At 70.3% G+C, this 23,659-nt stretch carries 23 protein-coding genes; 11 read left to right on the top strand and 12 right to left on the bottom strand.

The features are described from left to right. Positions 1 to 515: 515 nt before the first annotated feature. Positions 516 to 1,013 (top strand): hemerythrin domain-containing protein, encoded by a 498-nt coding sequence (locus tag NR112_RS21775; RefSeq protein WP_256796378.1) that lies wholly within the window; start codon positions 516 to 518, stop codon positions 1,011 to 1,013. A gap of 138 nt (positions 1,014 to 1,151) precedes the next feature. Here NR112_RS21775 and NR112_RS21780 read toward each other — a convergent pair whose 3' ends face one another. The 6 genes from NR112_RS21780 to NR112_RS21805 all read right to left on the bottom strand — a co-directional run bounded on the left by NR112_RS21780 (position 1,152) and on the right by NR112_RS21805 (position 6,007). Next, positions 1,152 to 2,048: an NAD(P)H-hydrate dehydratase gene (locus NR112_RS21780; protein ID WP_256796379.1), complete on the bottom strand. Its 897-nt coding sequence runs from the start codon at positions 2,046 to 2,048 to the stop codon at positions 1,152 to 1,154. Beyond that, a complete protein-coding gene (locus tag NR112_RS21785; RefSeq protein ID WP_256796380.1) occupies positions 2,045 to 2,821 on the bottom strand; it encodes a histidine phosphatase family protein in 777 nt (258 codons plus the stop codon). Before NR112_RS21785 ends, NR112_RS21780 begins: the two co-directional genes overlap by 4 nt. Positions 2,822 to 3,051: 230 nt before the next feature. Beyond that, on the bottom strand, positions 3,052 to 3,654 hold the full coding sequence (locus NR112_RS21790; RefSeq protein ID WP_256796381.1) for a DUF3618 domain-containing protein: 603 nt from the start codon (positions 3,652 to 3,654) through the stop codon (positions 3,052 to 3,054). Next, entirely contained in the window at positions 3,651 to 4,214 is a 564-nt protein-coding gene (locus NR112_RS23245) for a phage holin family protein (RefSeq protein ID WP_374513580.1), read from the bottom strand. Before NR112_RS23245 ends, NR112_RS21790 begins: the two co-directional genes overlap by 4 nt. Beyond that, entirely contained in the window at positions 4,214 to 5,020 is an 807-nt protein-coding gene (locus tag NR112_RS21800; RefSeq protein ID WP_256796382.1) for a hypothetical protein, read from the bottom strand. The genes NR112_RS23245 and NR112_RS21800 overlap by 1 nt, the downstream gene beginning before the upstream one ends. Positions 5,021 to 5,305: 285 nt before the next feature. Beyond that, a complete protein-coding gene (locus NR112_RS21805; protein WP_256796383.1) occupies positions 5,306 to 6,007 on the bottom strand; it encodes an ANTAR domain-containing protein in 702 nt (233 codons plus the stop codon). A 365-nt stretch (positions 6,008 to 6,372) separates the two neighbouring features. Here NR112_RS21805 and NR112_RS21810 point away from each other — a divergent pair, with 365 nt between their 5' ends. The 7 genes from NR112_RS21810 (at position 6,373) to NR112_RS21840 (ending at position 13,548) form a co-directional block, all read left to right on the top strand. Further along, positions 6,373 to 7,131, top strand: coding sequence for a GAF and ANTAR domain-containing protein (locus NR112_RS21810; protein ID WP_256796384.1), 759 nt, complete (start codon positions 6,373 to 6,375; stop codon positions 7,129 to 7,131). Between the two features lie 75 nt (positions 7,132 to 7,206). Continuing rightward, complete coding sequence (locus NR112_RS21815) at positions 7,207 to 8,685, top strand: glycoside hydrolase family 3 N-terminal domain-containing protein (RefSeq protein ID WP_256796385.1); 1,479 nt, start codon at positions 7,207 to 7,209, stop codon at positions 8,683 to 8,685. A gap of 257 nt (positions 8,686 to 8,942) precedes the next feature. Further along, entirely contained in the window at positions 8,943 to 9,938 is a 996-nt protein-coding gene (locus NR112_RS21820; RefSeq protein ID WP_256796386.1) for an acyl-CoA dehydrogenase, read from the top strand. Continuing rightward, complete coding sequence (locus tag NR112_RS21825) at positions 9,932 to 11,284, top strand: bifunctional PIG-L family deacetylase/class I SAM-dependent methyltransferase (protein WP_256796387.1); 1,353 nt, start codon at positions 9,932 to 9,934, stop codon at positions 11,282 to 11,284. Before NR112_RS21820 ends, NR112_RS21825 begins: the two co-directional genes overlap by 7 nt. Then, a complete protein-coding gene (locus NR112_RS21830) occupies positions 11,281 to 12,009 on the top strand; it encodes a glycosyltransferase family 2 protein (RefSeq protein WP_256796388.1) in 729 nt (242 codons plus the stop codon). Before NR112_RS21825 ends, NR112_RS21830 begins: the two co-directional genes overlap by 4 nt. A 92-nt stretch (positions 12,010 to 12,101) precedes the next feature. Beyond that, positions 12,102 to 12,770: a GAF domain-containing protein gene (locus NR112_RS21835; RefSeq protein ID WP_256796389.1), complete on the top strand. Its 669-nt coding sequence runs from the start codon at positions 12,102 to 12,104 to the stop codon at positions 12,768 to 12,770. A gap of 37 nt (positions 12,771 to 12,807) precedes the next feature. Then, on the top strand, positions 12,808 to 13,548 hold the full coding sequence (locus tag NR112_RS21840) for a GAF and ANTAR domain-containing protein (protein ID WP_256796390.1): 741 nt from the start codon (positions 12,808 to 12,810) through the stop codon (positions 13,546 to 13,548). A gap of 73 nt (positions 13,549 to 13,621) precedes the next feature. Here NR112_RS21840 and NR112_RS21845 read toward each other — a convergent pair whose 3' ends face one another. Beyond that, on the bottom strand, positions 13,622 to 13,945 hold the full coding sequence (locus NR112_RS21845; RefSeq protein WP_256796391.1) for a hypothetical protein: 324 nt from the start codon (positions 13,943 to 13,945) through the stop codon (positions 13,622 to 13,624). Between the two features lie 253 nt (positions 13,946 to 14,198). Between NR112_RS21845 and NR112_RS21850 the strand changes: the two genes are divergently transcribed. Then, positions 14,199 to 14,837 carry a DUF4203 domain-containing protein gene (locus NR112_RS21850; RefSeq protein WP_256796392.1) on the top strand — a complete coding sequence of 213 codons (639 nt, stop codon included), beginning with the start codon at positions 14,199 to 14,201 and terminating at the stop codon, positions 14,835 to 14,837. A 536-nt stretch (positions 14,838 to 15,373) separates the two neighbouring features. Then, positions 15,374 to 16,249 (top strand): endonuclease/exonuclease/phosphatase family protein, encoded by an 876-nt coding sequence (locus NR112_RS21855; protein ID WP_256796393.1) that lies wholly within the window; start codon positions 15,374 to 15,376, stop codon positions 16,247 to 16,249. A 219-nt stretch (positions 16,250 to 16,468) separates the two neighbouring features. On the opposite strand, the gene NR112_RS21860 is transcribed toward NR112_RS21855, so the two are convergent. The 5 genes from NR112_RS21860 to NR112_RS23040 form a co-directional block, all read right to left on the bottom strand. Beyond that, positions 16,469 to 18,130 (bottom strand): MDR family MFS transporter, encoded by a 1,662-nt coding sequence (locus NR112_RS21860; protein ID WP_256796395.1) that lies wholly within the window; start codon positions 18,128 to 18,130, stop codon positions 16,469 to 16,471. Continuing rightward, on the bottom strand, positions 18,127 to 18,762 hold the full coding sequence (locus NR112_RS21865; RefSeq protein ID WP_256796396.1) for a TetR/AcrR family transcriptional regulator: 636 nt from the start codon (positions 18,760 to 18,762) through the stop codon (positions 18,127 to 18,129). Before NR112_RS21865 ends, NR112_RS21860 begins: the two co-directional genes overlap by 4 nt. 600 nt (positions 18,763 to 19,362) lie before the next feature. After that, positions 19,363 to 20,919 carry an SLC13 family permease gene (locus NR112_RS21870; RefSeq protein ID WP_256796397.1) on the bottom strand — a complete coding sequence of 519 codons (1,557 nt, stop codon included), beginning with the start codon at positions 20,917 to 20,919 and terminating at the stop codon, positions 19,363 to 19,365. After that, complete coding sequence (locus NR112_RS21875; protein WP_374513592.1) at positions 20,916 to 21,473, bottom strand: gluconokinase; 558 nt, start codon at positions 21,471 to 21,473, stop codon at positions 20,916 to 20,918. Before NR112_RS21875 ends, NR112_RS21870 begins: the two co-directional genes overlap by 4 nt. A 201-nt stretch (positions 21,474 to 21,674) precedes the next feature. Continuing rightward, positions 21,675 to 22,208, bottom strand: coding sequence for a TetR/AcrR family transcriptional regulator (locus tag NR112_RS23040; RefSeq protein WP_256796398.1), 534 nt, complete (start codon positions 22,206 to 22,208; stop codon positions 21,675 to 21,677). 449 nt (positions 22,209 to 22,657) lie between these two features. Here NR112_RS23040 and NR112_RS21885 point away from each other — a divergent pair, with 449 nt between their 5' ends. After that, positions 22,658 to 23,347: a DUF981 family protein gene (locus tag NR112_RS21885; protein WP_256796399.1), complete on the top strand. Its 690-nt coding sequence runs from the start codon at positions 22,658 to 22,660 to the stop codon at positions 23,345 to 23,347. The last annotated feature ends 312 nt before the right edge of the window (positions 23,348 to 23,659 follow it).

Below are 23,659 nucleotides of genomic sequence, written 5' to 3' on the forward strand. Positions count from 1 at the left end.
ATGTGCAGGGACACGCTCACCGGTGTCGTCGTACACCAACGCTATGGACTCAACTTCGACGTGCGCGACCTCGGAGACGCGGGGAACTGACCCTCCAGGTCGCGAACCACGACCGTCGGACGCACCCAACGGAAGGACAGGGCCGCGGCTCCCCGCGGCCGGAGTGACATGAACGACACCGACCGACCGGGCCACCGCCGTCCCACCTGTCCGAGCTGCGGGGCCACCCGAGGGCCCGGCGCCGTTCCCTATCAGGATGCGAGCCACGGCTTTGCCGTCTACACCTGCGCGTCCTGCGGTGAGCAGTTCGAGACCTGGTCGGATGACCCGACGTCGACAGACGGACCCACCGAGACCGACGTCGCGGGACGGTAGCCGGGCCGTCACTCGGGCGAGGCGCGCCGAGGCCCTCGAGGGGCGGCGGACGCCGGTTGGTGCGGTCCGGACTGGGTACGCCCTCCGTGGACGTCGGATCGCCGTCGTCGGCCCAGCAACGCCTACCTCAAGGAGTGCCCGTGTCCACGGACGCCATCGTGCTGCTCAAGCAGGATCACCAGGACGTGCGCAAGCAGTTCCGCGCCTTCCGCAAGCCCGACCAGAGCGCGGTCCAGAAGCAGCGCATCGTCGACACGATCCTCGAACTGCTCACCGTCCACACCTATGTCGAGAACGAGGTCATGTACCCGCGGGTGCGGGACCTGCTGCCCGACCTCGAGGATGACGTCCTCGAGTCCTACGAGGAGCACCACGTCGCGGACGTTCTGTGCATGGAGCTCGCGGCGATGGACGCCACGGACGAGCGGTTCGACGCGAAGACGACCGTGCTCATCGAGAACGTCGAGCACCACATGGCCGAGGAGGAGCAGGACTGGTTCCCGAAGGTGCGGCAGGGCCTCGGGCGCAAGCAGCTGCAGGAGCTCGGTGAGGAGCTGATCACGGCGCGGAAGAAGGCGCCACGGCGACCCGAGCAGCCGAGTGCGATGAAGAAGGCCATCGACGCCGTCGTCTCCTGACTCGAACGGCACGGACGGCCCAGCGGCCCGGGTCCGGTGCGCATCGGCTGATGACGCCGGGACCCGGGCCGTCCCGCTCGGGCGACGTGCCGGTCAGAGCCGGATGGTCTCGACGATGTCGCGCCACCCGGGGTCATTTCACGTCTTCAGGCCGGCCACGTCCGCCAGAGCCCGGGGGACGGCGCGGGCGACGTCGCGGGCCAGGTACCCGGGCTCCCGATCCTGGAGCAGCCACCCGGCTCGGGCGTGGGCCCAGGCCCCCCAGACCGCCGCCTGGCGGGGCTCGCCGCCTCGGGCGAGCAGCGCCGCGACGAGGCCCGCCTTGACGTCACCGGACCCGGCGGTTGCCAGACCCGTGGGTCCCGAGGAGCAGGTCCACGCACACTGGTCCGGTGTCACGACGTGGGAGACGTCCGCACCACTCAGCACGACGGCACCGGACGCCTCGGCCACGGTGCGGCAGGCCTCCAGCTCCTCCTGCTCGATCGCATCGTCGTCGTCGTGTCCGAGCATGGCCGCGAGCTCGGTCATGTTGGGCGTGAGCACGACCCTGCCGGAGAGGTGCCGCACTCCACCGAGGTTGCCGGTCAGGAAGGCGGTAGCCAGCGCGTCGAGCACCACGGTCGTGTCGAGCCCCGGCACGACGTGCTCGCAGAGGAGACTGGCGCCAGCGGGGCTCCCCAGCCCGGGACCGACCAGGACGACGTCGACGCCTTCCGCGAGCTCAAGCACGCGGTCGGCGCCCGAGACCGCGAGCTCGCCGTCCTCGAGTGTGGGGAGCGCCTCGACATAGGCCTCCGGCAGGGCGATGGCCAACGCTGCCGCGGTATCTGCCGCTGTCGCCACCTGCACCTTGCCCGCGCCGGCCCGGAGTGCCGTCTCCGCAGCCAGCAGCACGGCACCGGTCGTCTGGCGCGCCCCACCCACCACCAACAGCGTTCCGCGGTCGGACTTGTCCCCGTCCTCTTCCGGGAGCGGCCACGATCGCAACAGCTCGATGTCGATGGTCTCTGGCTCGGCACGGCCCACGGTCACGACGTCCTCCAGCGCTGGTCGGCATCGGCGGGATGCTCGGCTGCCGTCTGCTCGTGGGTCTCCTCGGCTGGGGAGTCCGCCAGGTGCCGGGTGTCCGCAAAGACGTCCAGCACCAGGGAACCGTCCGGTCGGCGCCCATACCGCGTCAGCGAGCAGTTGCCCAACGGCTCGTTCCGGTCGAGCTCGAGCAGCGTCCTCTCGTCCAGACCCTCGAGGGCGAGCCGGAAACTCATGATGACGGCCTGGTGGGTGAAGACCCAGACCACCTTGTCGGCGTGCGAATGGGCGAGGTCGAGCAGCAGGAACCTGACGCGCAGGGCGACGTCGGTCCAGCTCTCTCCTCCGGGAGGGCGGTAGTAGAACTTGCCGAGGCGTGAGCGCCGTTCCGCCTCCTCGGGGTGGGACTCGCGGATCCCGAGGCCGGTGAGGCCGTCGAAGGCTCCGAGGTCGCGCTCGCGGAGGCGTTCGTCGTGGACGGGCTCCAGGCCGATCGCCGCGGCAACGGGCCGGGCGGTCATGGCGGCCCGCGCGTAGGGCGAGGTGAGCACCACGTCAGGGTGCGCGTCGGGGTGGTCGAGCAGGTGCCGGGCCAGCACGTGCGCCTGGTCCTCCCCCCTGTCGGACAGGGGGGTGTCGGGGTCGCGGGTGTCGAGCTCGAGCCGTCCCGCCCCGAGCGAGCGTGCCCGTGCGTCTGCGACGTTGCCGACACTCTCACCGTGCCGGACGAGCACGAGCTCGCGCACCTGTCCTGCCCCCACGGCATTCGTCGTCACTGCGCCTCCCCTGCTACGTCCGGATCGTCCTCGAACTGGTCCAGTCCGGCCACGAGCTCCCGGACGGACGACACCTGTGCGACAGGTACCCCACGACCTCGTGGCCAAACTCGGCGAGGCCGATACGTCGGCCTTCGTGAGGGTGCACGAGCTCGCCCCCTCGGTCGTGGCGGGGGACCGTCCGAGGAGCTGGTCGGCCGCCCCCCCGCCACTCGTGCCTCCGTGCCAGGTCAGCCCTGCGCCTGGTTCTTCACCGTGTCGGCCGACTCGGTGGCGCTCTGGCGCACGTCGTCGGCTGCCTGCCTGCCCTCCTGCTTGACGTCCTCGGCGGCCGACTGCGCCGTCGCCTTCACGGACTGGACGGCGTCCTGGGCAGGCTCCTTCAGGTGCTCGGCCGACTCGCTGGCGACGTTCTTGGCCTCCTGGACCACGGGCTCTGCCTTGTCCTTGAGCGTCTGCGACAGCTGGCGCTCCTTCTCGGATGCAGGCATGAGCGACCCCACGAGCCAGCCGGCCGCCACCGCGATCAGTCCGGCTGCCAGCGGGTTGCCCTGCGTCTTGCGCTGGACCGTCCGGCCGGCGTGCGAGGCCGTGTCGCCGACCGCGTGCGTGAGGTCCGACGTCGTGTCGCCGGCGTCGGACGCCGATCCCATGATGCGGTCTCTGACCGCTCCGGCGCTTCCCTTGACCTTCTGGGCCTGGCGGTGTGCCACGTGCGAAGGGCTCACCGACTCACCGAGGGCATTGACGTCCCGGCTGAGCTCCTCACGGGTGCGTTCGATGTCCGCCCGGATGGCATCCGGGTCATTGGTGCTCGGGTAGTTCGTGCTCATCGTGTCTCCTCGTTTCCCTTGAGCGCATCGGGCACCCGCTTCGCGGTCTCCGCCGTGCGCGGCAGTCCTTGGATCTCCTTGGTGGTGCGGCGGCCCATCGCGGCCAGCACGGCAGCGACGACAGCCCACACGGCCATGACGATGACGGCCGCCCACCCGCGGTTGTCGAGAGCGCCCGAGAGCCACTCCCACACCGCCAGCGAGAGGAACAGCACCGCCATCCAGCCGGCGAGGGCGGCGCCTCCGAACATGCCGGCCGCCTTGCTCGCGCGCGACGTGGACTCGCGCAGCTCCGCCTTGGCCAGGTCCACCTCCTGACGGAGCAGCGTGCTGAGCCCTTGGCTGATGTCGCCCACCAGCTCCCCGAGCGACGCGCGCTCCGCCTTCTCACGCGAGCTCTCGTGACCACTGGCGTCATCGAAGTCCGCGTCCGGAGGCCTGTAGCTGCTCGCCAGAGGTGTGTTCGTCACGGCAGGGTCGGCGGTCGCGTAGGACGCTGCTGTCGCCGCACCATCCGGAACGTCCCGGCTCCCGGCGCCCTCGGGCCATGGGGTGCTCATCAGCGCACCCCGCCTCGGCCTTCGGTGGCGCTCTCGTCGACGTCCTCGGACGTCATACCGTCGGTCATCGACGTCACCGCGTGGGTGTCACTGTCGCGCACCCCGACGGAGTAGGGCTCCCGGCGTACTGGAGGCACGCGGACCGCCGCCCCATCCGAGGTGGTCGCGCCAGACCCGGCGTATGCGCTGTCGACCGCTCGGCCCTGGTCCCGTGCCACGTCCCCCGAGCCGCCGGAGTCGCTCGAGTCCCCGGTCAGCCCGCGGGTCATGCGTCCGCCGACGACGCCGAGAACGGCGGCGCCCACCAGGAACGCACCAGGACGGCGTCGCGCGAACGAGCGCAGCTCCTCGAGCATGTCCCCCGGCTGCCGGTCCTCCAACCACTGGGCCGCGGTCCGGGCGCGGTCGGCGGCCTGACTCACCGCCTCACCGGCCATCCCCTGCTGCGAGCTGCTCGACGCCATCTGGTGGAGCTCGTCGGCAAGCCCGCGGAGCCCACTGGCGGCCCGCTGGCCCTGGGTCGACGCCTGGGCGTCGAGCTCGCCGCGCAGCTGGGAGAGAAGCCCGCGCAACTGGGTCGACGCCTCCGCAGCAACGTCCTTGGCGCCTGAGGCGGCCGTCGCCGCCACATCTCGTCCGCTGTCGGCGGCGTCGGACGCAACCGACTTGGCCTCGGAGCCGACGCTCGTCCCCGTGCTGCCTCCGCCGGTCCCGTTTCCGGTCCCGAACCCAGGTCCGGTCGTCGTCGCCGGGTCCGTTCCGGCGTAGCCGGAGGCCCGCGTGTCGGAGTCAGAGGTCGAACTCACGGGCGGACTGCCCGCGGTCGACGTCGATGCGGTGCCGGTGGTCAGGTCGTCCGGCACGGTCGTCTCATACGGTCGTTCGGTCATCGGTGTTCCCTTCCTTGGTGCCCACCCAGCCGGCCCCCTGCTCGAGCCGCTCGTGCGCGCAGGTCTGTCTGGTCCCTCGGGTACCCAACGCTGGACGTCCCAAGCACATCGGGACCACCTGCTCGCGCCGTCGACCGGTGGGGTATGTCGAAGGGTTCAGATGGGAGTCACGTCCCTACCCACCTTCGCGCCGCGGACGGGTCACGACTCCCCGGTGAAGGCGTGGACGAGCGCCCGCGCCAGCGCGGCCACGCTGGTGCCCGCTTGGGCGGCCGCCCTGATCAACCGCTCCTCCGCTGACTCGGGGTCGAGGTCGCGGGCGCTCACGAGCAGTCCGATCGCCTGGTCGACGTAGGCCTGCCCCTTCAACCGCGCAGGTCCCTGGACGGCCTCGAGCCGAGTCGAGAACGAGAGGTCGGCGTTGGACACCGCGTCAGGCGCCCACCCCCCGAAGAGCCGGGCGAGCTCGCTCTCGGCCCCCCTGAACGAGGTCGGTGCCCCGCCGTAGAGGTTCACCCCGCCGGTCACGACGCCCTCGCGGCCGAACGGGATCGACAGCGTGCTCCGTACGCCGGCGGCTGCCGTCGCCTGCGCGAAGAGCTGCCACCTACCCTCGTCGAGGAGCGTCTCCGCGTCCGTGCCCACGGTGCTGTCCGTGTCGACCGCCTCGATGCACGGTCCGCCGTCGACGTACTGAACCGCATCCATGACGGCGATCTCGCGGGTCGTGGCGACGTAGGTGAGCACCAGCTCCTCGGCCAGCAACGTCAGGCTCACCCCGACCAGGCTCGGGACCTGCCTCTTCGCCTCGGCCGTCAGCTCGGCCAGATCCTCGCGGAGCTCGGTGTCGCCGAACCGCTCGAGCTCCGCAAGCGCCTCATCGGTCTCTGGAATCGGTTCCATCGACGCTCGTCACCTCCTTGTCGTCGGTGGCCACGCGCCGCCGGGTCGACCACGCTGCTCCTCCGAACTCTCCTGACCGACACCTTCCCAGCGTCCACGCCCCTCAAACCTGTCTCGTCGTTCGTGGCCCGCACCCCCGCTGTCCACCGTGAGACGGCCGCGTCGACGGGTACCGCGATCCGACACCAGCGCCGTGCACATCCCGCCTGTGACTCTGGGTCGGCGCAGCGTGCGGTGGGTACGTGCGGAATGGACGTCGACGGCTGTGGCAGCGGCCGCAGCCGACGTGGACCAGTGCCGGCGTCGATGACGTCGTTGCCGAGACCGTGACGAGACCGTGACGAGACCGTGACAGGAAAGTCGACATGAACGAGACCACGACCGAACGCCGGTCCGCCCACCTTCGAGAAGTGGCCGTGGACTACCAGAAGCTGGCAGAGCAGCTCGCGAGGTCGGACGACTCCAACCCCTTCGTCGCGGTGGCGAGGCTGGCGTTCGTACGGGTGCCCGGGGCCGATGCCGCCAGCATCACGACCCTGAGGCACGATCGATTCGTCACCGCCGCCGCGACGAACGACGTGGCGCGCGCGGCCGACAGGATGCAGTACGAGCTGGGCTCCGGCCCCTGCGTCGACGCCATCGTGGACCGCGCCATCTACCATCCCCAGGATCTCGCCGATGACCCCCGCTGGCCCGAGTACGGGTCGAAGGTGGTGGCAGAGCTCGGCCTGCACAGCATGCTGTCGTTCCGCATGAACGTCGAGACCACCGGGGTCATAGCCGGACTGAACCTCTATGGCCGGCAGCCGGATGCCTTCGACGACCATGACCTCGCCGAGGGGTTGCTGCTCACGACGCATGCTGCCCAGGCCGTCACTGCGGCTCACTTCCGCGATCGCGCCCAGAACCTCGAACAGGCCCTGGCGTCCAACCGCGACATCGGCACCGCGATCGGTGTACTCGTCGCCCAGCACAAGGTCACCCGGGACCAGGCGTTCGACCTGCTGCGCATCGCCAGCCAGAACAGCAACCGCAAGCTGCACGAGGTCGCGCTGGACGTCATCGACACCGGCACAGTGAACGTGACGCCGGACAGTGGTGGCGTGGGCGGTGCTCAGCCGTAGCGCCGCGTCTGCGCAGCGCAGAGGCCTACACTGAGACTGCGTCGCGCCGCTTCGTTGAATGGTAGGTGGATCGCCATGCGTTCCTTCCCGCGACGATCGTCCGCGACGTATCCCGTCGCCGCCCTGGCCCCCGCCGTCCTCGTCGCGCTCGCCCTTCCCACCGCGACGCCCGTCTCCCTCGGTCAGGCCGGTACGGCCACCCCGCTCGTCGAGTCCGCCGCCACGGTTGCCACCACGCTGAGCCCGAGCGCCCAGGCCGAGGCGGTCTACAACCGGATGACGACGGCCCAGCGAGTCGGGCAGCTCTTCATGGTCGGAGGTGCCGTGACCGGTCTCGGTTCGGCCACGACGACCGCGATCAGCACGTACCACGTGGGCAACCTCATCCTCACCGGCCGCACGACCGCGGGCGCTCCGCCGGTGCGCTACCTCACAGGTCGAGCCGACACCTTGACGACGACGGCGGCGACGGCCGGGGTGCCGCTGTTCATCGCCTCGGACCAGGAGGGCGGATACGTCCAGGTCCTGCAGGGGCCGGGCTTCTCGCGCATGCCGACCGCCCTGACGCAGGGCACGTGGTCCGACACGTCGCTCACGGCATACGCCAGGACCTGGGGCGCGCAGGTGATGCGCTCGGGCGTCGACGTCGACCTCGCACCGGTGATGGACACGGTCGCGAAGAGCTTCGCGAGCCTCAACAAGCCCATCGGCTACTACCAGCGGGAGTACGGGTACACCCCGACGGTCGTTGCCGACAAGGGCACGACGTTCCTCAAGGGAATGAGAGCATCCGGTCTCGCGATGACGGCCAAGCACTTCCCCGGGCTCGGACGGGTGACCGGCAACACCGACACGACGGCGGGAGTGACTGACCGGGTGACCACCCGCACGTCCACCGACATCACGCCGTTCCGAGCGGCGATCAGCTCCGGCGCGCACCTGCTCATGGTGTCGTCCGCGTACTACGCGCGAATCGACTCGTCATACCCGGCCGTCTTCTCCTCCACGGTGGTTCGCGGGATGATCCGCGGTGACCTGGGCTTCTCCGGCATCGTGATCAGTGACGACCTCGGCAACGCCAGGCAGGTCGCTGTGTGGTCGCCGGGCGCACGTGCCATCGGCGTCATCAACGCGGGCGGTGACATGGTGCTCACGGTCAACCCCTCCGTCATTCCAGCGATGGTCAAGGCAGTGAGTGCACGGGCCGCCTCCGACAGCGTGTTCCGTGCAAAGGTCCAGGCCGCGGTCCTGCGCGTCCTGACGGTCAAGGCCCAGTACGGGCTGCTCGCGTCGCGCCTCCCGGTCACGGGGAACTTCGGCCCACTCACCAAGACGGCCCTGCAGCGCTGGCTCGGCATCGCACAGACGGGCGTCTTCGACGCGGCAACCATCCGCGCCCTGCAGGCCCGGGTCGGAGCACCTGTCGTGGGCGTCTGGGGACCGCGCTCCATGGCAGACCTGCAGAGCTATCTCGGCCTCTATCTCGACGGTGCGACGACGTGGAACACGCGAACCGTCGCCGGCCTCCAGCGCTACCTCGTCACCCAGCTCTGAGGACCGCCGACCCCTTCCCGCTCCTACGACGGCCTCCGGCCGAACGGGGGCCGACCCTCGACAGCAGGCGAGAGGCGGTGACACCGCACGGGTATGTCCCCCGACGTGAGCCGACCCGCAGCCCCTCCAGGCCCTCCCATCCACGGGATCGTGCGGTGACGGGCGCGGTGCGCCTGACGGACGTGGCCACCCCTGCGTCTGAGGTCGAGGCACTCGTCGAAGCCCTTCTGCACCGGCGCCGCGACGGTCGAGACCCGGTGGCGACGACCCACCTCGTCCGAGCGCTGCCTGACGCCTTCCCGCTCCCCGGCTCGGGTTCGACCCGCATGCTGTGGGAGTCGCTGGCATCCGTCGCTGCCGTCGACCTGACGGCGGCCCGCACCCTGGAACCCCACCTCGACGCCTTGGCGATCCTCGCGGAGGCGCGCTCGGGGGGTCACGCGGTCCCCTCGGCCGTCCCCGACGATGCCTCGTGGGGGGTCTTCGCCGCGGAGGGCCCCGGCGTCCGGCTCGAGGCGCACGACGACCGGGGCGGTGCCGTCGGCACCGTCAGGCTGCACGGGACGAAGCCGTGGTGCTCGCTGGCCGGATCGCTGTCGCACGCCCTCGTCACCGCCTGGGACAGCGACACCACGAGGCGGTTGTATGCCGTCCGCCTGGGTTCGTCGAACGGCGTGACCGTCCAGACCTCGACGTGGTTCGCCCGGGGCCTGACCGCCGTGCCCAGCGGTCCGGTCGACTTCGATGGCGCCGAGGCGTTCCCGGTCGGTCCGACGGGTTGGTACCTCGAGCGCCCCGGGTTCGCCTGGGGTGGCATGGGCGTGGCGGCCGTCTGGTACGGGGGCGCGGTGGGCGTCGCCCGCCGCCTGCTGCGCCGGGGACGCGAGCCCGACCAGATCGCGCAGATGCACGTGGGGGCCGTCGACGCCGGCCTGTGGGCGGCCCGCGCGTGCCTCGACGACGCCGCGGCCCGCGTCGACGACGGCCGTGCGACGGGTGATGACGGCGGGCTGCTCGCCCTGCGCGTCCGGCACGTCGTGGCCCGTGCCGCAGAGTCCGTGGTCGAGCGCGTCGGCCATGCGACCGGGCCGGCACCCCTGGCGCTCGACGACGACCACGCCGCGCGCGTCGCGGACCTGCAGCTCTACCTGCGGCAGGAGCATGCCGAGCGCGACGAGGCGGCCCTCGGCCGCCAGGTCCTCGACCGTCACGTCCTCGACGGCGGCGGCGGCACCGACGGCCCACCGTGGTGACCGGCGCGCGGCCCTTCACGCACTCCGAACCGGGCACGGCGGAGAGCCGGTGGCGCGAGCGACCCGAGTGGGCCGACCTCGAGCACGCAGACGCACTGCTCTCAGGCCGTGGGCGCCTCGTCGTCGTCGCTGCGCACCCAGACGACGAGACGCTCGCTGCGGGCGGACTCCTGGCTCTCGCGGCACGCGCAGGACTCGAGGTGACGGTCGTGCTGCTCACCGACGGTGAGGCGTCGCACCCCGATTCCCCGACCCTGTCCCGCTGCGACCTGGCCGTGCTCCGGGTCGAGGAGTCCCGCGCGGCGCTGGCTCGACTCGCGCCGTCCGCGACGATCGAGAGGCTCGGTCTGCCGGACGGCCGCCTGGCCGACCACATCGGCGAGGCCGTCACGGGCCTCGTCGACGTCGTCGGCGAGCGCGGCGGCGACACCGTGGTCGTCGCCCCGTGGCGGCACGACGGCCACGCTGACCACGACGCGGCCGGGTGGGCAGCGGGAGTGGCGTGCGGGCGTACGGACGCGGTGTTGTGGGAGTACCCCCTCTGGCTGTGGCACTGGTGCGAGCCGGCGCGCGCCCCCTGGTCCGACCTCCACGCCCTGGCCCTCGACATCGACGTGCTGGCGGCGAAGCAGGAGGCCGTGGCGCTGCACCGCACCCAGGTGGCTCCGGTCTCCAACGGGCGCGGCGACGAAGCCGTCCTCCACGAGAACATGCTCGCCCACTTCGCACGGCCCTTCGAGACCTTCCTCCGACTGGACCTGCCGAACGACGACAGCCTCGACGAGCTCCACGACTCGTCCAGCGACCCGTGGCAGGTACGCACGAGCTGGTATGAGCAGCGCAAGCGGGCGGTCACGTTGGCGGCCCTCCCCCACGAGCGCTACAGCCGCGGAGTGGAGGTCGGCGGCTCGGTCGGGGCGCTGGCGGAGACCATTGCGACACGATGCGATCGGCTGGTCGTCGTCGACGAGAGCGAGGCCGCCATCGCCGCCGCGCGGTCCTCGCTGCGAGGACTCGACCACGTCGACGTCGTGCGCGCCAGCGTCCCCGAGGACTGGCCTGCTGGCCTGTTCGACCTCGTCGTCGTCTCGGAGCTCGGGTACTTCCTCAGCCCGGCACGGTTGCGGCGGCTCGTGAGCCGGGTCGACACGTCCCTCACGGACGACGGCGCGGTCGTGCTGTGCCACTGGCGGCACCCCGTCCGCGGATGGCCGCTCGACGGCCCGAGGGTTCACGAGCTGTGGACCGGCTCCTCCGCCCTGCCCGTCGTGGCCACGCACCTCGAGGCCGACTTCCGGCTCGACGTGCTGTCGAGGTCCACGGCGCACCGGGCGGGCTCGCCATGACAGCCCACCTCCCCCGTCCCCTGACCCACGTGCACGTGATCGTGCCGGCCAACGACGAGGAAGCCCTGCTGTCTCGCGCCCTCGGCTCCATCGACGACGCCGTCGCGGAGCTGCACCGGTCCCGACCCGACGTCCACGCACGCGTCGTGCTCGTCCTCGACGCCTGCGTCGATCGCTCACGCGACGTCGCGGCCCAGCATCGCGACGTGGTCGTCGCTGAGGTCGATCGTCGGTGCGTCGGTGCCGCTCGTGCCCACGGCGTCGTCGTCGCGACGGCCGACGTCGCCGAGCCGGACACCCGTCGTCACTGGCTGGCCGGCACGGATGCGGACTGCGTGGTGCCCGCCGACTGGCTCGTCCGGCAGGTCATGCTCGCCGACACGGGCCTCGATCTCGTGACCGGCACCGTGCAACCCGACGAGGAGCTCGACCCAGACTGCCTGGCCCGCTGGCACGCCCTGCACCAGCTGCGCGACGGTCACCCGCACGTCCACGGCGCCAACCTCGGCGTCCGGCTCTCTGCCTACCTGGCGGCCGGCGGATTCGAGCCGCTCCCGGTCCACGAGGACGTGCGCCTCGTCGAACGCGTCCGTGCGTCCGGGGCCGCCTGTCTCGCCAGCTCATCGGTGCACGTGCGGACCTCGGGCCGCACGCGGGGACGCATGTCCGGCGGATTCGCCGACTATCTCGGGGCGCTGGCTGCCCAGGGTGCACTCACTGGTTGAGAACCCGACACCCTGCCGGCAGGCCGCGGCGCGCTGACGGGTATGTGCGCTGCGTGGAGCCGATACCCCAGACCCGTGACGCGCTGCGACGAATGGCACTGCGTGGAGACGTCGACATCGCCGGCCAGCTGACCACGGTGAGCGAGAGCCTCACGTCCCTCGTGCCGGCCATCGTCGCCTTCAGCATCGGCATCGCCCGCCACGACGTCACGCTGACCTACGTCTCGAGCAGCCTCGAGGCCGCCTGGCTCGACGGGGTGCAGTACGTCGACGACGGTCCCTGCGAGGAGGCGGCCCGCAGCGGTGAGGTCGTCGCCGTCGACCACCGCGAGCTCCTCGACGAGGGTCGCTGGCAGCTCTTCGCCCAAGCCGGCGCCGCTGTGGGGATCCGGAGCACCTTGTCCCTCCCCGTCCTCGACGCGTCACGCGTCATCGGTGGCGTCAACCTCTACGGCAGCGGCAACGACACCTTCGTGGGCCGTCACGACGAGGTCGCGGCCCTCGTCGGCGGGTGGGCAGAAGGCGCGGTGACGAACGCCGACCTCAGCTTCCGGACACGGGTCGAGGCCACCGACGCCCCCCGACGCCTCGAGGAGGTCGAGACGGTCCGTGCCGCGGTGGACGTGCTCGTCGACGAGAAGGGCGTGTCCCCGGAGGTCGCGGAGAGCAAGCTCTACGAGGCCGCCGCGCGGGCCGGCATACCCGTCGTGGCGCTGGCGCTCATGGTGATCGGGCAAGGTGGCGAGAGCGGAGGTCCGTGACCTCCACATCGGGCCGGCGCGGTGCCATCATGCCCCTATGACCACGTACCGTCCCGACACGACGGGGGGCGACGTCTTCGATCTGGACGCCGCGACCGTCGTCACGACTCTGGCCCGGGTCCTGGCCGAGACACCCGGAGTGCTTCCCACCCTCCACGAGATCGTCACGAGGTCGGTCGACCTCGTGCCCTGCGACTGGGCGGCTGTCGCCGTCGCGGAGCGCTTCACGGGGCGACGGGCCCGATTGGCCGACTCGACCGACGAGGCGCTCATGGAGAGCGTGGCCGAGGCCGCGGCTGACGCAGGCCACAGCCCGGGCCTGGCCGCCTTCGAGGCCGCCGAGACCGTCCGGTGCGACGACCTCGCGCACGAGTGCAGGTTCACGGCATACGCCACGCAGCTCGTCGCGCGCACGCCCATCCGCGCCGTGCTGTCGGTCCCGCTGCGCTTCCACGACGCGACGGTCGGCGTGCTCACCCTCTACAGCGCCCGGCCCCACTCCTTCGACGAGTCGTCGGTGGCGCGGGCCACTCTCGTCGCCGAGCACGCCGCCATCGCGGTCGAGGCGGCCCGCAACGACGACCGCACTGTCCAGCTGCAGGCGGCCCTGGAGCACAGCCGCACCATCGGGGCCGCGATCGGGATCCTCGTCGAGCGTCACCGCATCCTGCCCGACGAGGCCTTTCAGATGCTGCGCGAGGCGAGCCAGCACACGAATCGCAAGCTCGCGCAGGTGGCGACGGACCTTCTCGAGACCGGAGCCCTCCCCCCGGTGTGACCACGTCGCACCTGGGTGTCCGTCGTCTCTGACGGCGGACGGGGTGGCGACGACCCGCCGCGTCGTCCGGCCCCTATGCGGCCGGAGGGAGGAGCTGGGCAAGAGCGTCACCCATGCGGTCCCGGCTCGCCCCGTTGCGCCCGATGTTGCCCAGGCCGAACTGCAGGTTCGAGGACAGCGTCACCTCGACGGTGCCCGGGGCGACCTCGCGGATCCGCGCCGTCACCTTCTCCCCGAACGACAGCACCATCCGCCCGGCGGTGAAGACGAAGATGCCGGTCGCGGTGTCCGCAGAGAGATGCTGCAGGCCCGCGCGTCGCGCTGCCTCCTCGAGGGCCGTGACCGCCTCCCCGCTGCTCGCACTGAAGGTCATCGACCGCGTGTTCCTTGCGCTCATCCCACCGCTCCTCACCTCGCGCCATCCGCGACTCCCCGGCGGGGCTCGACTCGAGGGTCGGCCCATCGGCAAACCCTCACGCGCATGCGACGAGAGTAGCGACACGACGGCGGCGCGCGATGCTCCAGAGCAGCGAAGTGGGAGATCCTGCGCAGTGGCATGCGGCGACGTCCAGCGCCGCCCGACGACGCGCGTGGTCCCGAGCTGCCGCGTGTCTCCTCCGGACCGACGGCCGGGAGTCCTACATTGGGGCATGGCAGACATCATGCTTGGCCTCTTTGCGATCGTTGCCGGCGGCTTCATGCTCTTCGCCGGACAGCTGGCGCTGCGTCTGGTCCTCCCCATCTGGGGCTTCTTCGCTGGGTTCGCTTTCGGAGCGGGGCTTTTCGCGGAGCTCGCTGATGAGCGTGTCCTCGGCACCGTGCTCGGTTGGGTGGCGGGGTTCGTGTGCGCCCTGATCTTCGCCCTCCTCGCGTACCTCTACTTCGCCGTGGCGGTCGTTCTGGCCATGGCTGCGTTCGGCTTCGCGATCGGATCGGGCCTCGTCGTCGCCTTGGGTATCGACTGGAACTGGGTTGCGGTCCTGATGGGGGTCGTCGTCGGCGCGGTGCTCGGCCTGGTGGCGGTCATCGGCAACCTGCCGATGATCGTGCTGGCTGTCGTCAGCTCGATCGCCGGGGCCGTCAGCATCGTCGCCGGTCTCATGCTGTTGGTGGGGGCGATCGACTCCGCCGACTTCACCCGGGGCACCTTCACTCAGGCGGTGCACGCCAACTGGGGCTGGTACCTGACCCTGCTGGTCCTTGCCCTGATCGGCATCGTCGCCCAGACGCGGCAGCGCCTGGCGATGCGCCGCACCATCCAGGAGACCTGGTACGTCGAAAGTCGATGACTCGTGTCGGCGGGTCCGTCATCATCGACGCGTGCCGAGGCCGGGCGGGGAACCTTGGTTGGTGCGCGTGGCCCGTTCTCTCAGCGGCGTTGGGTAGGCGGCCCTGGGCGGCGTCGTCGCCCAGCTCGCTCGCCGGCACGTCGTACCGAGCACAGGACGATCGCTCGCTCCGGTAGTAGGTCCACTGTTTGTGCTTCACGACGTACCGTCCGGAGTTCTCCGTCGCAGGTGCCGGGCGTTCCCTCGGCGTAGACCTTTCGCTGATCTCCCCAGAGCCAGCGCCTGGCCGAACACGGACGGCTGATCGGTCGTGTGGCTGGAGGGGGGCATCATCACCGCCGAGCCGAGCACCTGGTTCGACACGCGTCCTCCACGGTCCGACGCAGCCTGCCGGCGGACAGTACCTCGGGTCTGTCACAGCGGGCTGGGAAGCGAGAGCGGGCGCCCGGTTCGTCGAGCACGGCGACGAGCAGCCGACCGCCTTGGACGTGGGAGCATGCCCGCGCGATTGCGCACCGCGCAACTCCGGGGGTTCGATGATCGGTATGCGCGTTCGGCACGTCGGCGGACAACGGTGGGCTGTCGCCGCAACGGCTTTCGTGGTGTTCTGCGTTGGTCTCGCGGGCTGCGACGCGGGCCGCGCCGCGAGCGACCCGAGCCGGCCGACGAACGGCCCGCTCGACCGCACCGTGCGTGTGCTGCAGATGAATCTCTGCAACAGCGGACGCGCTGACTGCTACTCCGGCGGGCGTGCCGTCAGCATGGCGGTTGCGCTGGTCCACGAGCACCAGCCGGACATGGTCAGCCTCAACGAGGTCTGCCGCGATGACCTGCCGGTCCTCGAGCAGGCGATGTCTGCCACCGTTCCGCCGACGACGGTCGTCTCGGCGTTCACGTCGGCGAAGGACCGTCAGACCGATGCACCGGTCCGCTGCCAGAACGGCCAGGAGTTCGGCGACGGCGTGCTGGTCGTGGTCTCGCCCCCGGCAGTTGGCTCCCGCAGCTACAGCGGCGTCTACCCGGTGCAGGACCCCCATGACCCAGAGGAGCGCGTCTGGGCCTGCATCGCCCTGGCCACACGTTTTACCGCCTGCACCACGCACACCACCAGCGTCGACCCGACGATGGCGTTGAACCAGTGTCGGTACCTGGTCAGCTCCGCGGTGCCGAGGATCAGCCGCCGCACGCGAGCCGGCCCGATCATCGTCGGCGCAGACCTCAACCTCGCGGCTCGCGGCTCACCCAGCCCAGAGGCCTGCTTGCCCGGTGGCTACCAGCGCACCGACGACGGCGGTCTTCAGAGCGTGATGGTGAGTCCGGGTGTCGGGGTGGTAACGCACTCCGTCATCGACATGCAGGGCACCACCGACCACCCCGGCCTGCTGGTCGACCTCGACCTCTCGCGCTCCTGACGCGTGCCGCATCCCTCCCCTGCTCATCCGACGGCAGCAACGGACTCGAGCCATGGGGGTGCAGGTCCGCGACGCGCAGCGTGGTCGAGCGGTTCTCCGTCCTCACCCGTCGCGCACACCGGTCGTCAGCCAGCACGCATGGGGCGCGACAACCCCACACGCAGCAAGGCCCCGCTCGGCTGGTACCCGGGCGGGGCCTCGCGTCAGATGAGCACGCTCTTATGAGTGGATCGATCGCCTGTCAGGGGCCAGGGCCCCGGCGAGTGCAAGCTCTGCGTCCTCGTCCGAGTCGGCCGCGAGCACCGGGCTCGACACGCCGTCGATGTCGAGGGACTCCGCCAAGGCGTCGGCCTGGACGGTGGTGGCGAGCGGCTTGTGCTTGATGAAGGCCAGGACCAGTGCGGCGAGCAGGGCGAGCGGGGCCATGAACAGGAACACCGGGGTGAGGGCGTCGTTGTAGGCGCCGACGATGATGGTCTGGATCTGTTCGGGCAGGTGGTGGACCAGGTCGGGCGTGAAGCTGTTCGTGCTGCCCGTCGTGGCACCCGAACCGGCGGGAAGACGCTCGGCGAGCATGCTGGAAAGGTTGCTCGCGAACACCGACCCGACAATCGCGGACCCCAGCGAGGCACCGACCTGACGGAAGTAGTTGTTCGACGCCGTCGCGGTTCCGACCACCTTGAGCGAGAAGGCGTTCTGCACGATCAGAATGAGATTCTGCATCGTGCAGCCCAGACCGACGCCCATGATCGCCATGTAGCTGCACAGGACCCAGACGGCCTGGCCCGGCGTGATCGTGGACAGCAGCACGAGCGCACCCGCGACGATGACCATGCCGGCCACCGGGTACCACTTGTACGTGCCCGTCCGAGAGATCAGCAGGCCCGTGACGATGGAGGTCACCAGCAGGCCCGCCATCATCGGGATCATGAGCAGGCCGGCCTTGGTCGCCGAGGCGCCCGTGGCCATCTGCAGGTAGGTCGGCAGGTAGGCGATCGCCCCGAACATCGCGATGCCGGTGATCAGGCCGCCGAGCGTGGCGAGGTTGAAGTTCCGGTTGCGGAACAGGTACATGGGCATGACCGGCTCGGCGACCCGCAGCTCGACGAGGACGAACGCGACGCCCGCGAGGACGGCTCCGATGATCAGCGCGATGATCTGGGGTGAGGCCCAGTCATAGGTCGATCCGGCCCAGGTGGTCGTGAGCACCAGGCAGGTCGTGGCGACCGCGATCAGGGCCATGCCCAGGTAGTCGATCCGCGGCTTGCTCGTCACGCGGTGCGGCAGGTGGATGAACTTGACCGCAGTCAGGATCGCGAGCAGGCCGAGCGGGATGTTCATCCAGAACGCCCAGCGCCAGCCGGGGCCCTCGGTGAAGAACCCGCCGAGCAGGGGGCCGGCGACGGAGGACACCGCGAACACGGCTCCCATGACCCCGTTGTACTTGCCCCGCTCACGCGCCGGCACGACGTCGGCAATGATCGCCAGCGCCAGGATCATCAGGCCGCCACCGCCGAGACCCTGCACGGCGCGACCGGCGATCAGGGTGGACATGCTGTCGGCGAGCCCGCCGATCACGGAGCCGACCAGGAAGATGCTGATCGCGGCGACGAACAGCCACTTGCGGCCGACGAGGTCGCCGAGCTTGCCGTAGACAGGCATGACGATCGTCGACGCCAGGATGTACGCCGTGGTCACCCAGACCATGTGCTCGACCCCGTGCAGCTCACCGACGACGGTCGGCAGGGCCGTGGAAAAGATCGTCTGGTCGAGCGAGGCGAGCAGCATCGCGACGAGCAGGCCGGCGAAGATGAGCAGGATCCCGCGCTGGGACCCCTTGTGTTCCGACGGAGCGTTTCGCTCCGCGACCGCTGTGGTCATTCCAGGTTCTCCCATGCTTGAAGCAGGAGCGCGTTGGCGCGTTCCTCGATCTGGTCGGCCGGTGCGGTCTGTTCCGCCACGGTCCATTCCTTCATTGCGACGCGTGTCGCCCCGGCGGCAGCGGCGAGAAGGACGTCGGCCCAGGCCGGGTCCGCCCCGCTCAGCACACCGCGCTCTCGCGCGACGTCACGAAGCGCTGCCGCGAACGCGTCCTGCGCGTCGGTGATGCGCCGGACCGCCGCCGCGAACAGGTGCGGGTGCCGGTGGAGCAGCTCGTGTCGCTCGTCGCGCCGGCCCCCCTGCACCACAGCGGTGCCCACGCGCTCGACGAGCAGCCGCACGGCGACCTGCCGCAGCGTCAGGCCGTCCGCGGCGGCGAGCACCTCCGCCACGACGTCCCCCGCGTCGCGGACGTCGTGCATGCCGAGAAGGGCCTCGTCCTTGGACTCGAAGTAGTTGAAGAACGTTCGCGGAGAGACGTCGGCTGCGGCGCTGATCGCCTCGACGGTGGCGCCGTCGATGCCCAGCTCGAGCGCCAGGTCGAGGGCGGCGTCCGCGATCCGCCGACGCGTCTCGACCCGCTTGCGCTCGCGCAGCCCAGGCTCTTCAGGCCGTCCCGTGAATTCTTGCATGACTGCATTATTGCATAGATGCACCCTTAGGCTCGACGACGTCGGTTGCGTCCTGCGGCGTGCCACCGTAGACAGGCGCCCCCGCCGCCGGCGCGCTCCTGCCGGTCCAGCAGTTAGCCGAGCGTCGCGTCTGTACGGGCGCGCCACCGTGCCAGCCCGCCTGCGTCATCAACGACACAGGCCAGCTCCCAGGGCATTGACTTGAGACCATTGGGGTCGGGCAGGGCACACGCTTTTCGAGGTCTGCGCCCCGGCGTCCGCAAGGGGACGCAGGGGCGGCGGCACGCTCCCGTGGGCTGGGGCCGAACGCCTCTGGACGAGGCGGACTGGGCACGAATGACACCAGAACCAAGACCACGCCGCCCTTCTCTCACCCACAACGCGCCGTGGCGCGCAAGCGGGGCGCTCGGCGAGCAGGGTCGGGTCGACAACGACGTGTCGCAGCGCCCTCCCCCGGCTGCCCCGTCCGGACGCGCCGGCAAGGCACCGTGATGGCCGCGAGCGGCCCCACGCGCCCATCCGATCCGGCGCCGGACGGTCGCGTGGATCACCGCCTGCCGCGGGACCCTCTCAGCCCTTGCACCGACGGCAGAGGTGACCTCAGACGACCAGGCTCAGCAGCATGATGAGCGCGAAGCCGAAGACCGAGATGACGGTCTCCATCACGGACCACGACTTGATCGTCTCTCCGACCGTGAGTCCGAAGTACTCCTTGACGAGCCAGAAACCTGCGTCGTTGACGTGGCTGAAGAAGAGCGAGCCGCACCCGATCGCGAGCACGAGCAGAGCTAGGTGACTCGTCGTGAGCGTCGATGCGAGGGGACCCACGATGCCGGCCGCCGTGATCGTCGCGACCGTCGCCGAGCCGGTGCCGAGCCGGATGAGCACGGCCACGAGCCAGCCGAGCAACAGGACCGAGATGTTCACGCCGGTGGCCCAGTCCTTGATGACGTTGCCGACGCCGGCGTCGATGAGCGTCTGCTTGAAGCCACCGCCGGCGGCAACGATGAGGATGATGGCGGCGATCGGGGGCAGGCTCGCACCGACGGTGGAGCTGACCTGTTCCTTGTTCATGCCGGAACCGAGCCCGAGCACGATGTAGCAGAACAGGACGGAGATGAGCAGGGCCACGGTCGGGGTGCCGAAGAAGTCGATGATCGTGCGGGCACCGCTCTTCTTGTCGGTGACGAGCAGCTTGACGATGGCGTCGATGAGCATGAGCATCACTGGGAGCGTGATGCCGATGATCGCGGCCGCGAAGGAGACGCGTCGACGGCCGGGAGGAAGGGGTGCCTCGAGGTCGTCGAACCCGGCGACGGGACCGCCCCTCCCGCGGTCGGTGGGGATGGCGTCCTCGTTGCCCGGGGTGGTGGTCCTGTCGGAGACGCCGACCCGTCCGCCGCCACCTGCGCTGCTGCCCACCCCGGCGCCGACGGGGACACGGGAGTCCGCGTCGACGAACTTGGGCACCCACTGGTCCACGTAGTGGGCGAGCAGCGGCCCCGCGACGACGACGGTCGGGATGGCGATGATGATGCCGTAGAGCAGGGTGCGTCCGAGGTCGGCATTGAGCAAGCCGATGGCCGTCAACGGCCCAGGGTGCGGCGGCACGAGGCCGTGCAGGACGGACAGTCCGGCGAGCGCTGGGATGCCGAGCTTCATCAGGGACAGCCCGGTGCGCCGGGCCACCAGCAGGATGACCGGGACCAGCAGCACGACCCCGACCTCGAAGAACAGCGGCAGGCCGAGGATCGCGGCGATGAGTGCCATGACCCAGGGCAGCCGGCCGGGGCGCACGCTGCCGACCATCGTCGACACGATCCGGTTGGCACCGCCCGAGTCCTCGAGCAGCTTCCCGATCATCGCGCCGAGGGCGATGAGGACGCCGACCGCTCCGGTCGTGGTGCCGAACCCGTCGAGGAAGCTCGCGACGACGTCTCCGGCTGGCATCGTCGCCACGGCCCCCAGAACGGCGGAACCGAGCATGAGCGACAGGAACGGATGGACCTTGCCCACGGTGATCAGGAGGACGACGGCGAGGATGCCGAGGATGCAGGCGGCGACGAGCTGGCCGTCACCGGCATACGGCACGTCGGGTGGCGCCGCAGGCAGCGCCGAGAGCGACGTCAGGGGGCCGAGGCTCGGGTGCAGGATCATGGCTGGTTTTCCTTTCGCAGACCGAGGGCAGAGAGGGCGCGATCAAGCACTTGGGCAGCGGTGCCCTCGTTCGACACGGAGATACCCGGCTCGTCGTCGCCCAGCGGCTCGAGCGTGGCGATCTGGCTCGGCAGGAGGGACGGGGGCATGTAGTGACCGGGACGGTGCTCCATCCGGTCGCGGATGACGTCAGGCGCCGCAGTGACGTGGAGGAACCGAACGTGCGGCCGATCGCGCCGCAGCAGGTCCCGATAGACGCGCCGCAGCGCAGAGCACGTCACGACAGCGGACTCGCCCGCAGCCTCCTTGGCGCTGATCCAGCTGCCGATCGACTCCAGCCACGGCCAGCGGTCCTCGTCGGTCAGGGCCTCGCCGCCGCGCATCTTGGCGACGTTGGCCTCCGAGTGGAACGCGTCGCCCTCGGCGAACTCCCACCCCATGACCACTGAGATCCCTTTGGCGAGAGTGGTCTTCCCGCTTCCTGACACCCCCATGACGATCACGACATCAGGATCCGTCGTGCCGGAACGGGACCGTGCGGCATTGTCGACCACGGGACAAACGTAGCGCCCTTGTACGCGTAGAAGGAGAATGAGGCCCCAGCTGTCCGGCGATGGCTTCCGCGGAACGTTTCACGGCAAGACCTGAACCGCCCGGGAGACGACGGGCTGCGCCATGACGGTGTGGAAGCCCGGAACCGGACCGATGGTCGACCTCTGTGGATCGGGGCGGTGCGTCGGTGCGGGCCCGGACTGTCACGGTCGGTCTGGAAGGGCGACGCCGCGAAGCACCAGGTCGACGACGCCGTCGGCCCAGGCCGCTCGGGCCCTCCCGTGCTGAAGGAGCTCGCCGAGGTAGACGCCGAAGAGCACACTGGCGAGCGCCTCGGCATTCGTGCCGGTGCGGATCCGGCCTCCTGTGACGTCGGCATCGATCTGCAGCTGGAGGGCCTCCAGCCGGGCGACCAGGCGTGCGCGGAGGGCCGCACCGAAGACCGGATCGGAATCCGCAAGCACGGCTGCGATCGAGCCCCGGCCGAGCTGCTCCTCCACGAGCACCTGCACCTGCTCGAGCAGCCACCGCAGCTTGTCCTCGACCGGCAAGTCCGGTGACGGGAAGGGCGCGTCGTCCACCAGGCCGAGCGTGGCTGCAATGAGGGCCTCGCGATTGGGGAACCGTCGGTAGATCGTGGTGCGCGCCACTCCCGACCTTTCCGCCACCGCATCGATGTGAACGGCTTGGGGACCGCGCTCGCGCAGCAGCTCCAGAGCGGCGCGTGAGATGCGCACGTCAACCCTTGAGTCACGGGGACGGCCAGGTGAGGAAGCCACCATCAATCCTTCCGGGAACAAAACACGATCCGATATCGCTACAGACAGTGTAGCGATATTGAGGAAGACACCACGCACGTAGTGAGGAGCCATCATGACCCCCGGAGAAGTCCTCGTCCCAGCTGCCGCCGCGATCGTGTTCGTGGTCGCCTGGTTCGTCGTCGGCCTGATCGACGCCACACGACCCGGCCGGCCAGCCCCGCATGCCGCCCGTCCGCCTGCCACGACGGATACCGCGCAGGCGCAAGCCGATTCGTCCCGGCGCGCTGAGCACGCTCTGCCTCGCTCATGACGACCGTGCCGCGCGGCATCGCGGTGAGTGCCCCGCGCGGATCGCCACGGCATACCCCCACAAGAGAACCGAGTAGCGGGCGGAGACGCCCGCAGACGAGAAGGAGGAGGACGACGTGGTCGTCTACAACGAACTGATTGCCATCACGGCGGGAGCAGGACTACTGGGATTCGCCTGGTTCCTCGCGCACCTCATCCGCGGCAGACGCATCGACAGCGAGGGCTGGGCCGGCTTCTTCGGCGTCACGGGGCTGCTGCTGCTGGTGCTGGGTCTGCACACCACCGTGACCTGGCCCTTCGGTGCCGACGGATTCGAGTACGCCAACATCGCCTTCGGCCAGCCGGCAGCAGGCTTCGGCGCCCTGCTCCTGTTCGCCGCCGTGTACCTGTGGCGCCACCGGACGCTGTTCGCCGGTGACGTCGAGGAGGCCAGCTCGACCGCGATCGCGGCCCTGAAGCCGGTCGCTGTGTTCGTCGGTGCCCTCGGCCTGGCCATGGGCGTCCTGGCCGTCACGTTCGTACGCTTCCAGCTCGGCGCCGCACCCCCGGAGGAGCCCATCAGCGGGCGGTTCGGCCACCTCCCCCTCCTCGAAGCCCTGTTCCTCGGAGGCCTCTGGGGAGTCGTCGCCTTCGGCGCCCTGCTCTTCGCCATCGCCCAGCTGACCAACCGGATCTCCCTGCTGCGCTGGGCGGTTCGCGCCTGGGTCGTGGGAGGCGCAGTGTTCCTGCTCTTCGGAGCGATGAACTTCTACACCCACATCGGCATGTACTACAACATCGCCCACGGGACCACACATCTGTGGTGACGACCGCTACCGCCTCCACCGAGGCACTCAACCAGGCAGGCGGAGGTGAGGCGGCGACAGTGATGACGCCCGTCGGGGGCCTGCTGACCTCTGCTGCGTGACCCCGGCGAGGACTTCTGCACCGCCGACCCGTCTACCGTCGCCAGTGGCGTATGCACTGTCACGAAGAACAGGCAGATGGGCCTGGCTGTCGCCCTAATGCCCCTCCGCCGGATGCCGTTCTTGGTCGGTAGCCCGAGGAACCCCCTCCGCATGCGGCCCGACTGACTCGTACGTCCGAGGGACCAGAACCGCCGCCCTCAAGTGGGGCCG

Source organism: Terrabacter sp. Ter38 (genome assembly GCF_024519435.1).
Lineage (GTDB): Bacteria > Actinomycetota > Actinomycetes > Actinomycetales > Dermatophilaceae > Terrabacter.